The organism is Actibacterium naphthalenivorans (assembly GCF_014196965.1).
Classification (GTDB): Bacteria; Pseudomonadota; Alphaproteobacteria; order Rhodobacterales; family Rhodobacteraceae; genus Actibacterium_A; species Actibacterium_A naphthalenivorans.
In genome coordinates, this window is record NZ_JACIEQ010000001.1 from 626,525 (window position 1) to 639,814 (window position 13,290).

General features: G+C 64.7%; 10 protein-coding genes. All 10 read right to left on the bottom strand.

The window, feature by feature from the left end; all coding sequences use genetic code 11:
- Window positions 1-10: 10 nt before the first annotated feature.
- On the bottom strand, window positions 11-982 hold the full coding sequence (locus tag GGR17_RS03000; RefSeq protein WP_054538143.1) for a glycosyl transferase family protein: 972 nt from the start codon (window positions 980-982) through the stop codon (window positions 11-13).
- Window positions 979-3,651 carry a nitrate reductase gene (locus GGR17_RS03005; protein WP_054538142.1) on the bottom strand — a complete coding sequence of 891 codons (2,673 nt, stop codon included), beginning with the start codon at window positions 3,649-3,651 and terminating at the stop codon, window positions 979-981. The genes GGR17_RS03000 and GGR17_RS03005 overlap by 4 nt, the downstream gene beginning before the upstream one ends.
- The gene (nirD, locus tag GGR17_RS03010; RefSeq protein ID WP_054538141.1) at window positions 3,651-3,983 is read right to left on the bottom strand and encodes a nitrite reductase small subunit NirD; all 333 of its coding nucleotides are present in this window, start codon (window positions 3,981-3,983) and stop codon (window positions 3,651-3,653) included. The genes GGR17_RS03005 and nirD overlap by 1 nt, the downstream gene beginning before the upstream one ends.
- Entirely contained in the window at window positions 3,980-6,424 is a 2,445-nt protein-coding gene (nirB, locus tag GGR17_RS03015; RefSeq protein ID WP_054538140.1) for a nitrite reductase large subunit NirB, read from the bottom strand. The genes nirD and nirB overlap by 4 nt, the downstream gene beginning before the upstream one ends.
- Window positions 6,425-6,428: 4 nt before the next feature.
- Window positions 6,429-6,848 carry a globin family protein gene (locus GGR17_RS03020; protein ID WP_054538139.1) on the bottom strand — a complete coding sequence of 140 codons (420 nt, stop codon included), beginning with the start codon at window positions 6,846-6,848 and terminating at the stop codon, window positions 6,429-6,431.
- Window positions 6,849-6,860: 12 nt separating this feature from the next.
- Window positions 6,861-8,519 carry an ABC transporter ATP-binding protein gene (locus tag GGR17_RS03025; RefSeq protein WP_054538138.1) on the bottom strand — a complete coding sequence of 553 codons (1,659 nt, stop codon included), beginning with the start codon at window positions 8,517-8,519 and terminating at the stop codon, window positions 6,861-6,863.
- Window positions 8,520-8,524: 5 nt separating this feature from the next.
- A complete protein-coding gene (locus tag GGR17_RS03030; RefSeq protein WP_054538137.1) occupies window positions 8,525-9,607 on the bottom strand; it encodes an ABC transporter permease in 1,083 nt (360 codons plus the stop codon).
- 69 nt (window positions 9,608-9,676) lie between these two features.
- Complete coding sequence (locus GGR17_RS03035) at window positions 9,677-11,041, bottom strand: CmpA/NrtA family ABC transporter substrate-binding protein (protein WP_054538136.1); 1,365 nt, start codon at window positions 11,039-11,041, stop codon at window positions 9,677-9,679.
- A 286-nt stretch (window positions 11,042-11,327) separates the two neighbouring features.
- On the bottom strand, window positions 11,328-12,500 hold the full coding sequence (locus GGR17_RS03040) for an ABC transporter substrate-binding protein (protein WP_037204050.1): 1,173 nt from the start codon (window positions 12,498-12,500) through the stop codon (window positions 11,328-11,330).
- On the bottom strand, window positions 12,497-13,081 hold the full coding sequence (locus GGR17_RS03045) for an ANTAR domain-containing response regulator (RefSeq protein ID WP_054538135.1): 585 nt from the start codon (window positions 13,079-13,081) through the stop codon (window positions 12,497-12,499). The genes GGR17_RS03040 and GGR17_RS03045 overlap by 4 nt, the downstream gene beginning before the upstream one ends.
- Window positions 13,082-13,290: the final 209 nt, after the last annotated feature.

A 13,290-nucleotide genomic window follows, 5' to 3' on the forward strand; every position in this document is an offset into this window, starting at 1 on the left:
CTCAATCCTTTCAGGCGGCTTGGGCCGGGCTGCGGCTCCGCCAAAGCTCGCGCGCCAGCGTATCGGGCTCGGGCAGGCCCGCGGTTTCCAGCGCCAGCGCCGCGGTGCCCAGCACGACGGCCTCGGCGAACGGATCGTCAAGCGTGCCGTCCCACAGGCGCGCCAGATCCTGCGGCACATGCGCGTCATCGGCCAGACGGCGGGTGCCATCCCAGATCGGCCCGGCGGCGCCCTGCCAGACCACGCCATCGCGCAGCCCGAACAGGGTGACGTCCTTCGACGGATGCCGCTCGAACTCGCCGCCGCCGCCCTTGATCACCGTCAGCCGCGCCTGCCCCAGCAGGGCGCCCGCATCCGCCTGCAGATCGCGGTAGGGCGGGTGAAAGACACCCTGCACCGAGGCCGGCGCCCCGGCGGGGTTCAGCACCCGCAGCACCGTGTTGATCGCCGAACGCAGGCCCAGCACATCGCGCAGGCGCAACAGTTCAAAGGCACGGGGCGAAAACGCCTCGAGCGGCAGATAGGTGATGCCGCCGTCGCCCAGCCGCCGCGCGGCATCGGCCATATCTTCGGCCGCCGGAATGCCCGCCACGTCCAACGCCCCGCGCACAGAGGCGATCGGGTTCTGATGCGAATTCCAGCCATGCAACAGCACCGGCACCCCGGCCTGCGCCACCAGCCGCGCCGACAACAAGAACCACGGAACCCCGCGTGTGCGCCCGGCGGCGTAGCTGGGCCAGTCGAGCGCCGGGCGCGGACCCTCCCACGCGGGCAGCGTGTCGCGCAGCGCGGAAACGAAACCGGCGATCTCTTCCGCCGTTTCGCCGCGATAGCGCATCAGCATCAGCAGCGCGCCCACGGCCTCTGGCGCGGCCTCTCCGGCCAGGATCTGGCGCATCGCGTCGGCGGCCTCGTCGCGGCTCAGCGAACGCGCGCGCCCCGGGCCGCGGCCCATGGCGTGGATATAGCGCGTCAGGCTCATTCCGCCGCTTCCTTCTGCGTGGCCGAGAGCAGCAAAGCGGCCAGTTCGGGCCGGCAGGAGCCACAGTTGGTGCCCGCATGCAGCGCCGCGCCGATGGCATCGACGGTGGTCAGGTTCTGGTTCTGTATCGCGGCGAGGATCGTGTTCACGCCCACGTCGAAACAGGCGCAGATCGTGGCGCCGGGATCAGGCCTGTCGGCCGCCGGCCGACCGCTCAGGGTGGCCGGGTCCAGTTCTTCCCCCATAAGCGATGTCAGGTGGGTCCGGGCCACCGCCACAGGCTCGGGTGCCGCGAACAGTGCGGCCCGAAGCCGGCCGCCTTCATGAAACGCGATCCGGGCAAAGCCACGCCGGGCATCGACCATCGTCACCGCTTCGGCATCAGCCAGGCCGAACAGGCCGCGCGCATAGGCTTCCCAATCCTGCGGCGTCTGCGTGCAGGCCAGTTCGGTGCGCCACCCCGCCTTGGCCCGGGCCTTGGCCCAATAGGCGCTTTGCGGATGGATATCATCGACGGAGAGGGCAAAGCCGAACCAGGTTGCCTCGAAGGGTTCCACCTTCACCACCGCGCCCTTGCTGTCGGGCTGGCCGGAAACCGGATCCGTGATCGCGGTGACCACCGCGTCGATGCGGCCGGTGGCGGAGTTCTGGCCGCTCCAGTGGATCGGCGCGAACACCTCTCCCTTGCGGCCGCGATCGGTTACCACCACGCGCAGAACGGCGCTGCCCTGCGGGCTTTGCACCTTTGCCAGCGTGGCGGGCAAAAGCCCCAGCCGCGAGGCATCATCGGGGTGAACCTCGAGATAGGGTTCGGCCATGTGCTGGCTCAGACGCGGCGATTTGGCGGTGCGGGTCATGGTGTGCCAGTGGTCGCGCACCCGGCCCGTGTTGAGGCGGAAGGGATAGTCGGCGGAGGGCATCGAGGCCGGCGCCTTCACCTCCAGGGCCAGCATCCGGCCCTTGCCATCGGGGGTATAGAACCGCCCGTCGCCGAAAAAGCGCCCGCCCTGCCGGGTTTCCGTGAGTGGCCAGTGGAATGGCGCCATTGCTTCGAAATCCCTGTCAGATATCGCGGCAAGCGCGGAAATGTCGAAATCCCGCCCCAGCTTGCCCGCGATGCCCGACAGGGCGGCATATTCGCGGAAGATCTCTGCCGGGCCGCTGTAATCGAACGCTGCCCCCCACCCCATGCGCGCCGCCACGTCACAGATGATGCGCCAGTCGTGGCGCGCCTGACCCGGCGGCGGCAAGACACCGCGCTGGCGGCTGATGCAACGTTCGGAATTGGTGACCGTGCCGTCCTTTTCGCCCCAGCCGGTGGCGGGAAGCAGAACATCGGCAAGCTGCGCGGTGTCGGTCTGGGCGGTGATGTCGGACACCACCACGAAATCGCAACCCTCGATCGCCGCGCGCACCCCATCGGCATCGGGCAGGCTGACGGCGGGATTGGTGCAGATCACCCAGATCGCCTTGATCCGGCCTTCGCCCACGGCGCGGAACATATCCACCGCCTTGAGCCCGGCAACCTCCGGCATCGTCGGCGCATCCCAGAATTCGCGCACAGCTGAACGATGTTCAGGGTTTTCGATGTCCAGATGGCAGGCCAGCATGTTGGCCAGCCCGCCAACCTCGCGCCCGCCCATGGCATTGGGTTGGCCGGTTACCGAAAACGGCCCCATCCCCGGCTTGCCGATGCGCCCTGTCGCCAGATGGCAATTGGTGATCGCGTTCACCTTGTCGGTGCCGAAAGACGACTGGTTGACCCCCTGGCTGTAGATCGTCACGACCTTTTCGCTGCCGATCCAGAGGTGGAAAAACGCGGCAAGCTCTTCGCCGGACAGGCCGGTGACGGAAAGGTCGGTGCCATTGGCGGCATCCAGCGCAGCCTCGAACCCGCTGACGTGGTTGGCAACGAAATCGCCATCAACCGCACCCTGCGCCGCAATCTCGGCCAGCAGCCCGTTGAACAGGGCTACATCGCCGCCCGGCGCGATGGACAGATGCGTATCGGCAATGTCGGATGTCGCGGTGCGACGCGGATCGATATTGACGACCTTCATCCCCGGCCGCGCCTTCTTGGCCGCCGCGATGCGCTGATAAAGCACCGGATGACACCAGGCCAGATTTGAGCCCACAAGCACGATCACATCGGCCTCGTCCAGATCGGCGTAGAGGCCGGGCACCGTATCAGTGCCAAAGGCCCGCTTGTGCCCCGCCACGGAAGAGGCCATGCAAAGCCGGGAATTGGTGTCGATGTTGCCAGAGCCGATGAACCCCTTCATCAGCTTGTTGGCCACGTAATAATCCTCGGTCAGCAACTGGCCGGAGACGTAGAAGGCCACGCTGTCGGGACCGTGTTCGGCGATGGTCGCCTGAAACCGTTCGGCCACAAGATCCAGCGCGCTGTCCCAGTCGGCCTCGGCGCCGTTCACCACCGGGGCAAGCAGCCGGTCGTCCAGATCCGTGGTTTCCCCCAGCGCCGAGCCCTTGGAACACAGCCGCCCTTCATTCGCCGGATGCGCCTTGTCGCCCTTGATGGTGATCTCGCCGCGGCCGTTGCTGCGCGCCAGCACCCCGCAGCCGACACCGCAATAGGGGCAGGTGGTGCAGACCGTGCCGGACTGCGCCTTTTCCTCCGTCAGGGGAAGCGGCTGCCCTGCCCCGTCCATCACGCGGCCGTCCGCTTGGCAAGCTCGGCGCCATCCAGAAGGATGCGCCCGGCGTCGATCCGCACCGGATAGGTCGGCACCCGCCCGTCATCCGCGCCCTGCGCTTCGCCGGTTTCCAGGCTGAACACCCAGTTGTGCAGCGGGCAGGTCACCTTGTGGCCATGCACGATCCCTTCGGACAGCGGGCCGGCCTTGTGCGGGCAGGTGTCGGACATCGCGAACACCTCGTCCGCAGCGGTGCGGAACACGGCCACACAGCCCTGTGCGGTTTTCACCACCCGCGCCCCGCGAACCGGGACGTCGTCAATTGAACCGATATCAATCCAGCTCATTCCGCAGCCTCCAATGTCAGATCGGCCAGCGCGCTCCAGGCGCGTTGGGTTTTGGCGTCGGCGCGTTCGGCCCACGGGTCTTTCTGGTAAACGGTCTGCGACAGGTCGAACCGGGCCACCAGCGCCATGCGGTTTTCCACGTCATCCACGACCCGGGCCTTGACCCAGTCGAGCCCGACCTTGTCGACCCATTTATAGGGGCGATCGAGGTATCTGGCGTTTTCGCGATACAGCTGAACGAAGGCGACGGTCATGTCGATCGCTTCCTGCTCGGTCGTGGCCTTGGCCAGCGCCTCGGTCTCTTTCAGGTCCATTCCGGCAGCGCCCGCAACACCCACCTCATAGCCCGAGTCGACACAGATGATGCCGACATCCTTGCAGGTGGATTCCGCACAGTTGCGCGGGCAGCCCGAGACGGCCATCTTCACCTTGTGCGGCGTCCACGACCCCCAGAGCCGCTTTTCCAGCTTGATGCCAAGCCCGGTGCTGTCTTGCGTGCCAAAGCGGCAGTGATCCGTGCCGACACAGGTTTTCACCGTGCGCAGTCCCTTGGTATAGGCGTGGCCCGACACCATTCCCGCGGCGTTCAGATCGGCCCACATGCGCGGCAGATCCTCTTTCTTGACGCCCAGAAGGTCGATCCGCTGGCCGCCCGTCACCTTGACTGTCGGCACGTTGTATTTGTCGGCGGCATCGGCGATGGCGCGCAGTTCGGCGGCGGTGGTGATCCCCCCCCACATGCGCGGCACGACGCTATAGGTGCCGTCTTTCTGGATGTTCGCGTGATTGCGTTCGTTCACGAAGCGCGACTGCGGATCGTCCTGATACTCCAGCGGCCAGTCGGCCAGCAGGTAGAAGTTGATCGCCGGGCGGCATACATGGCAGCCGTTGGGCGTGGTCCAGCCCAGTTCCTGCCAGACGGCGGGCTGGCTTTTCAGTTCCTGCGACTTGATCAGGCGGCGCACGTCCTCATGCGTCAGGTCGGTGCAGGTGCAAACGGGCTTGGCCGTCGGCAGCACGAAATCATCGCCCAGCGTGACGGCCAGAACCTGCTCCACCAGCCCGGTGCAGGTGCCGCACGACCCCGACGCCTTGGTCTGGGCGCGCACGTCTTCCAGCGTGGTCGCCCCGCCCTGGATCGCCTCTACGATCTGACCCTTGCAGACGCCGTTGCAGCCGCAGATTTCTGCGTCAGCCGGTAAGGCTGCAACGGCCGCCATAGGGTCCGCCGCGGCACCCCCCTGATAGGCCGGCCCAAAGATCAGCGTCTCGCGCATGTCCGACACGTCGGTGCCGTCTTTCATCAGCCCGAAGAACCAGTTGCCATCGGCGGTGTCGCCATACATCACCGCGCCGATGATCCTGTTGTCCTGCAGGACAAGCCGCTTGTAGACGCCGCGCGCCGGATCGCGGAACACGATATCCTCGCGGTCGTCACCCTCGGCGAAGTCACCGGCGCTGAACAGATCCACCCCGGTCACCTTCAGCTTGGTCGAGGTCTGCTTCGGCGCGAAAGCCGCCGCTTCGCCCAGCAGGGTCTTGGCGACGATCTTGGCCTGATCGTAAAGCGGGGCGACAAGGCCGAAGATGGCGCCGTCATGCTCGACACATTCGCCGACGGACAGGATGTCGGGGTCCGAGGTCACCATCTGGTCATCCACATGGATGCCGCGGCCCACGGCCAGCTCGGCCTCCTTGGCCAGCGCGGTGTTGGGGCGGATACCCACCGCCATCACCAGAATGTCACAAGGCAGTTCGGTGCCATTGTCCAGCAGCAACGCCCGGACCTTGCCATCCTCGCCCAGGATTTCCTTGGAGTTCGACGAGCACAGCACGTTGATGCCACGCCCCACCAGCTCCTTGCGCAGCAGATAGCCGGCGGCCTCGTCGAGCTGGCGTTCCATCAGATGGCCCATCAGATGCACCACGGTCACGTCCATGCCGCGCATCTTCAGCCCTGCGGCGGCTTCCAGCCCCAGCAGGCCGCCACCTATGACAACCGCCTTCGCGCCCGGCTTTTCCGCGGCTTTCATCATGGCATAGGTGTCATCGAGATCGCGGTAGGCCAGAACACCGTCCAGATCATGCCCCGGCATGGGGATGATGAACGGGTTCGACCCCGACGCGATCAGCAGCTTGTCATAGGGCGTCTCGCCCCCGGCGCTGAGCACCACCTTGCGCGCACGGTCAATCCCGGTGACGGTTTCGCCGAAGCGGCAGGTCACCCCATGGGTGGCATACCAATCCGCATCATGGGTCACGATCTCTTCATAGGTCTTTTCGCCCGACAGGACCGGCGACAGCATGATGCGGTTGTAATTGCCGCGCGGCTCGGTGCCGAACAGCGTGATCTCATAGGCGTCCGGCGCGGTTTCGACCAGATGTTCGATCGCCCGGCCCGAGGCCATGCCGGCCCCGATAACAACGAGTTTCTGTGTCATGCTCTCACTCCGCCGCCGCGGGATAGGCCGCGCCGATCATCACACCGGAAAGGATGGTGTAGGCTTCTGTCCAGGCGGCTTCGACCTCGGGGGTGAAACCGTCGCCCAGGCCCTGGCCGAGCGTGTAGAGCAGCGCCGCACCGACCGACTGATAGTCTTCGGGTTTCACCCCGTAGGCCACATGCCCCACGGCCAGCTTCTGCGCCACCGGCACGATCGCGTCGAGGTTCTTCAACCCGTTCACGACAACCCCCAGCGTGGCCATCAGCTTTGCGCCCTGTTCGGTCATGTCACCCTTGAAATAGGGCTTCACTTCCGGCGCGATCTCAAACAGGCGCGCGTAGAAAATCGCGGCGGCCGCATCCTTGATCGGGACGACTTTGGCAAAACTGCCTTGAACCATGTCAATCTGTTCGGGCGTCATTTCATGTCTCCTTCACGCGGCTTTTTTCTTGTGGGCGCCATGCTCGTATTCCTCGAGGAAGCTGAGCAGCTCTTCGCGGTAGGCGTAGTAATCGGGATGCTCCAGCAGCGCCTTGCGGGTGCGCGGGCGCGGCAGGTTCACATCCATGATCTTGCCGATGGTGGCGCGGGGACCGTTGGTCATCATCACCACCCGGTCGGCCAGCAGGATCGCCTCGTCCACGTCATGCGTCACGCAGACGGCGGTCACCTTGGTGCGCGACCAGACTTCCATCAGCACTTCCTGAAGCTCCCAGCGGGTCAGGCTGTCGAGCATCCCGAAGGGCTCATCAAGCAGCAGCAGCTTGGGCGACAGGGCAAAGGCCCGCGCGATGCCGACGCGCTGTTTCATGCCGTTCGACAGCTCGCTGGCGGCCTTGTCCATGGAATCGCCCAGTCCGACCCGCTCGAGGTAATATTCCACCACATCCTGGCGCTCGGCCTGGCTGGCGCGGGGGTACACCCGATCCACCCCGACGCTGACGTTCTCCTTGGCGGTCAGCCAGGGGAACAGCGACGGCGACTGGAACACCACCGCGCGTTCGGGATCGGCCCCCTCGACAGCGCGCCCATCGAGCTTGATCACGCCCTTGGAAATGTCGTTCAGGCCGGCGGTCATGGTCAGAACCGTGGATTTGCCACAGCCCGAATGCCCGATCAGCGAAACGAACTCGCCCTTCTTCAGCTTCAGGTCGAAGTTTTCGACAACCGTCAGCGGGCCTTTCGGCGTGGGATAGATCTTGTGGATCTGGGAATAATCCAGATAGCGCTCTTCGATCCCGCTTTTTGCCGCATCGGCCACCACCGCCGGCACCCCGTGGATCGGCGTGACATCGGGCAGCTTGCGCGTCTCTTCCACCTTGGCGGCGATACCCGCATCCATCAGATAGGTGGTCACATCGGCGCGCAGCTTCTTGAACGTGGCGTCGTGGTTCATGGCGGTCCGGTCCCTCGGGCGCGGCAGCGACACCTTGAAGGCCTCGCCCAGCGTGCCATCGGGGTTCAGCGGAATGATGCGGTCGGCCAGCAGGATCGCCTCGTCCACGTCATTGGTGATCAGAACCACGGTCTTGCGGTCGGCTTCCCAGATCTGCTCGATCTCGTCCTGCAGGTTGGCCCGCGTCAGCGCGTCGAGCGCCGAAAGCGGTTCGTCGAGCAGCAGCATCTCCGGGTCCAGCGCCAGCGCCCGGGCCACGGCGACCCGCTGGCGCATCCCGCCCGAAAGCTCCGCAGGGCGGCGGGTGGCGGCGGGCGTCAGACCGACCATGGCGATGTATTTCTGCACCAGCGCCGCGCGCTCGGCCTTTGACTTGCCCTTGTGCACCGCATCGACGGCCAGGCCGATATTGCCCTGCACCGTCAGCCACGGCATCAGCGAATAAGACTGGAACACCAGCCCCCGCTCGGGGCCCGGCCCTTCGATCGGCTTGCCCTTGAAGGTCACGCTGCCCTTGTCGGGCAGGTTCAGCCCGGCGATCAGGTTGATCAGGGTGGATTTGCCCGTGCCCGAGAACCCGAGGATGGCAAGGAACTCGCCCTCCTCCACTTTCAGATTGACGTTTTTCAGTACCTCCTGGCGTCCGGCACCTTCGCCGAACCCTTTGGAGACATCTTTGAATTCAACGAATGCCATACCGATCACCGTGTTGCCGAGAAGGTGAACATCGACTGGATCGCGAACATCAGCCGGTCCAGGATGAAGCCGATGATCCCGATGGTGAACACGGCCACCATGATCTTGGCCAGAGAGTTGCTCGATCCGTTCTGGAACTCGTCCCAGACGAACTTGCCGAGCCCGGGGTTCTGCGCCAGCATCTCTGCCGCGATCAGCACCATCCAGCCCACACCGAGCGACAGGCGCAGACCGGTGAAGATCAGCGGCAACGCAGACGGCAGCACCAGCTTGGTGATCTTGGTATAGGTGTTCATTTTCAACACCTTGGACACGTTCACCAGATCCTTGTCGATCGAAGACACGCCCAGCGCGGTGTTGATGATCGTCGGCCACAGCGAACACAGCGTCACGGTGATGGCCGAGGTCAGGAACGACTTGGAGAACATGCCGTCATTGGTGACGTAGACGGCCGAGACGACCATCGTCACGATCGGCAGCCAGGCCAGCGGCGACACCGGCTTGAAAATCTGGATCAGCGGGTTCATGGCGGCGTTGGCGGCGGGCGACAGGCCCGACACTATGCCCAGCGGCACGGCAACCACGGTGCCCAGCAGAAAGCCGAAGAACACGGTTTTGATCGAGGTCCAGATCTGGTCGTAATAGGTCGGCTTGCCGGTATATTCGCGGTACTTGACCTTGTCGGCGTTGCCGGCGGCGATCAGCTTTTCGTTGCGGATGTCCTGACGCTCAAAGAAGGCGCTGGCCTTTTCGCGTTCGCGCACATGATCGGCGTGCAGAACGCCCACCTGCTCCCACACCTGCACCGGGCCGGGAATGGCGCCGAGCGAGGTCTGCACGGTCGGGGCAAGCGCGCCCCACACGATCAGGAACCCGACGATAGCCATGACCGGAATTCCCAGCAGGCGCCAGATTTCCTTCATCTGCGCTTTCGGGTTGTCCCCCGCAGCGGCTTTCAGAATGGGGGTCATCCAGCTCAGGCCAAGGACACGGAACCAGCCGTCGGCCTTGTTGATTTGGGTGAACAGCCGGGCGCGGCGCGCCTCTTTCTGCTCATCGGCGAGGATCTGCGGGTCAACTGCGGTCATCGGACATCTCCGGTAGAAGGGTTGGAAAGGCGCGCCGGGCCATCGCCGGCGCGCCGATCAGCGCGGGCGTCAGCCCTGCACCTCGTTGCCGACAACCTTCTGATTGCCCTTCAGGCCAATCGGCAGGCTGTCGAGATAAGCGTTGGGCGTGCGGCCGTCATAGCCGATGCCGTCGATGATATCTTCGGCGGGCGTCGCGGCCTTGTAGCCATCGCTGTCCCAGGGGAAATCCGCTTCGTCGGCCAGACCTTCGTCCACCAGCATGCGCGCGGCTTCCAGATAGATTTCCGGCTTGTAGACGGATTTGGCGACCTCGTCATACCAGCTGTCGGGCTTGGCTTCGGCGATCTGGCCCCAGCGGCGCATCTGGGTCAGGTACCAGACGGCATCGGAATAGAAGGGGTAGGTCGCGTTGTAACGGAAGAACACGTTGAAATCGGGAACGTCGCGCTTGTCGCCCTTTTCGTATTCGAAGGTCCCGGTCATCGAGTTGGCGATCACCTCGTAATCGGCGCCGACATATTCCGAACGGGCCAGGATCTCCACCGCTGCGGGGCGGTTGGCGTTGTCATTCTCGTCCAGCCACATGGCGGCGCGGATCAGCGCCTTGGTGACGGCCAGCGTGGTGTTGGGGTTTTGCTCGGTGAACTCGGCGTTCAGACCGAACACTTTCTCGGGGTTGTTCTTCCACAGCTCATAGTCGGTGATGACAGGCACACCGATGCCCTTGAACACGGCAGCCTGGTTCCACGGCTCGCCCACGCAATAGCCGTAGATCGTGCCGGCCTCGAGCGTGGCGGGCATCTGCGGCGGCGGGGTCACCGACAGCAGCACATCGGCCGCGATCTGGCCGCTGACGTTTTCGGGGCTGTAGAAACCCGGCTCCAGCCCGCCGGCCGCCAGCCAGTAGCGCAGTTCGTAGTTATGGGTCGAGACCGGGAAGACCATGCCCATGTTGAACGGCTTGCCTTCATCCTTGAACTTCTCGACGACCGGCTTCAGCGCAGAGGCGGAAATCGGGTGCACCGGCTTGCCGTCTTCCTGCGGGATATGCGGCTTCATCATTTCCCAGACTTCGTTGGAAACCGTGATGCCGTTGCCGTTCAGATCCATCGAGAACGGGGTGACGATATGCGCCTCGGTGCCGAACCCGATGGTCGCCGCGAGCGGCTGACCGGCCAGCATATGCGCACCGTCCAGCTCGCCGTCGATCACGCGGTCCAGCAGCACCTTCCAGTTCGCCTGCGGCTCCAGCGTCACGAAAAGCCCTTCGTCCTCGAAATAACCAAGCTCATAGGCCACCGCCAGCGGCGCCATGTCGGTCAGTTTGATAAAGCCGAATTTCAACTCGTCCTTTTCCACGTCCAGCATCTCGGCCAGCGCGGGGCTGGTCAGGCAGGTGGTGGCGGCAAGAATGGCGAATGCACGTTTCATCAGTTCTCTGGTCCTTTTTTCGGAATGCCCGGAGGGAAAGGGCGAAAAAATGCAAAAAAGCCGCTGACACACTCCGGATGAAACCGAAGGGTCGAGCGGCTATGCTCAGCGTCCCACAACTATGAGGGTAAATCTGCGACGGAACGCCCTTGCTCCGTCGATGCAGAGAAGATGCAGATGCAGCATCCCGACGTCAAGGCGGCCCCGAGCCTGCTTCGCAATTTAGACTTTATTTAGACGATCGATCGCCACGCGTTTTCGCCACATGCGCAAAAAACGAACACTATTACGCGGATGGATCGAAAATGTAGCCATCGAAAAACGCATCAGGCTCGAGAATCAGCTTACCGGATTCCGAAGAAACTGCTGATCGATGGTGCAGCGAGCCTTCCAGCTTTTCCGACGCGCCGGGCAGCTCGGCGCCCACGTCGCGCAGGTTGCGGCGATAGAGATCGCTGCGGAACACATTGCGCGCCGCAGCGGCGGCAGCGGCCTGATCCAGCCCGGTGCGCGCGGCAAGCTGGCCACCGATCCACGCCGCCTGCGAGCGCCAGGGAAAGGTCGCGGCGCCCGCGAAGAACTCCAGAAAACCCGGCGTCTCGCGCACCTCGCCGCGGGGCGAGATGACCAGACGGCCGGTCAGCGAACGCTCGATGATCTCGGCGCCGACATTCACATATTCGGGACGCGCCAGGATTTCCGACACGGTAATGCGGTTGTTGGCATCCCCCAGCCAGCGCCCGGCGCGCCAGACCGCGCGCATCAGGCGGCTGGTCAGATCCGGTTCGCTTTCGGCCCAGTCGTGGCGGACGGCCAGCACCTTTTCCGGCGCGAAGGCCCAGATCGCCTTTCCGGGCAGCAACAGCTCGCCCACGCCGGTTTCAACCGCGATCGACCCCCACGGGGCGCCCACGCAAAACGCGTCGATCTCGCCCGCGGCCATCGCCTCGGCCATCAGCGGCGGCGGCACCGTCTTGACCTGCAGCGCCTGCGGTGCCGACACGCCCAGCGACCCCAGCCAGTGATACAGCAGCTCGGCATGCATCGAAAACGGGAACGGCACGCCGATGCGGGGCCTTGCGCCCGAGGCCGCGATCAGGGCGCGGCCCGCCGCATGCGCATCCGCGAAATCGAAGCGGAAACCATTGTCGCGCATCCGTGCCGCCAGATCCCGTGACACGCCGATGGAGTTGCCGTTGACCGACAGCACCATGAGCGCATCGAACCGGGTGGCCATCCCCCCCAGCCCGAGCGCCATGGCGACCGGCACCGGCGAGAGCATATGCGCCGCCTCGATCTGGCCCAGCGCCAGCATGTCGCGCAGGGTCGACCAAGAGGGCGCCGCCGTCAGATCCAGCGCCAGCCCCTCTTCCTCGGCAAAGCCGAACTCATGCGCGATGATCAGCGGCGCGGCATCGACCAGCGGGATGAACCCCGCGCGCAGGCGTACCGTACTCATGACAGCAGCCCCGCCGCGGTCACCAGCGCCTGCGCCACATCCACCACCTTGCGCCCCTGATCCATTGCCGTCTTGCGCAGCAATGCATAGGCCTCATCCTCGTCGATCCCCTTGGCCTTCATCAACAGCCCTTTTGCCCGGTCGATCACCTTGCGCTCCTCGAGCGCGCGTTTGGTCGCCTGCAGCTCGACCCGCATCCGCTGAAACATGTGGAACCGGGCGATGGCGGCATCCATGATCGGCTTGATCCGGTCGGCGCGCATCCCGTCGACCACATAGGCCGACACCCCCGCCTCGATCGCGGCCTTGGTCAGGCTGTTGTCGGAACGGTCGACGAACATCGCCACCGGCCGGTCCATCGGGCTGGAGGCCAGCGTCAGCTCCTCCAGCATGTCGCGCGACGGGTTGGAGACATCCACAAGCACCACATCGGGGTTTCGTTCGGAAATGCGGCGGGCCAGCCCGGTTTCTTCGGAGATCACGAAGATGTCGAAATCGCCCGCCTCGCGCAGGCTGTCGACGATCAGAAGCGCGCGCTCGCGGTCCTTTTCGACGACAACAATGGAGAGGGCATCGGGCATGTGGCTTATCTGATCCGTTCGAACCATCGTTTCGCTGCAACTGCACAAATGCGCAACCTGATCACATTTACTGCGGCGTTACGCTGTGCTTCGCAAGGGCGATCTGCGCATTTCCGGCACGGTTGCGCAAATTCCGTGCAGTTCAACCACCATCGCGCGGTCGATGCCGCCGCGCATCACGCGCGTGCCGTTTCGGCGGGGTTCCCATG

Coding starts and splice junctions, on each gene's coding strand:
- GGR17_RS03000 (WP_054538143.1), bottom strand. CDS start 982: ATGAGCCTGACGCGCTATATCCACGCCATGGGCCGCGGCCCGGGGCGC.
- GGR17_RS03005 (WP_054538142.1), bottom strand. CDS start 3,651: ATGGACGGGGCAGGGCAGCCGCTTCCCCTGACGGAGGAAAAGGCGCAG.
- nirD (WP_054538141.1), bottom strand. CDS start 3,983: ATGAGCTGGATTGATATCGGTTCAATTGACGACGTCCCGGTTCGCGGG.
- nirB (WP_054538140.1), bottom strand. CDS start 6,424: ATGACACAGAAACTCGTTGTTATCGGGGCCGGCATGGCCTCGGGCCGG.
- GGR17_RS03020 (WP_054538139.1), bottom strand. CDS start 6,848: ATGACGCCCGAACAGATTGACATGGTTCAAGGCAGTTTTGCCAAAGTC.
- GGR17_RS03025 (WP_054538138.1), bottom strand. CDS start 8,519: ATGGCATTCGTTGAATTCAAAGATGTCTCCAAAGGGTTCGGCGAAGGT.
- GGR17_RS03030 (WP_054538137.1), bottom strand. CDS start 9,607: ATGACCGCAGTTGACCCGCAGATCCTCGCCGATGAGCAGAAAGAGGCG.
- GGR17_RS03035 (WP_054538136.1), bottom strand. CDS start 11,041: ATGAAACGTGCATTCGCCATTCTTGCCGCCACCACCTGCCTGACCAGC.
- GGR17_RS03040 (WP_037204050.1), bottom strand. CDS start 12,500: ATGAGTACGGTACGCCTGCGCGCGGGGTTCATCCCGCTGGTCGATGCC.
- GGR17_RS03045 (WP_054538135.1), bottom strand. CDS start 13,081: ATGCCCGATGCCCTCTCCATTGTTGTCGTCGAAAAGGACCGCGAGCGC.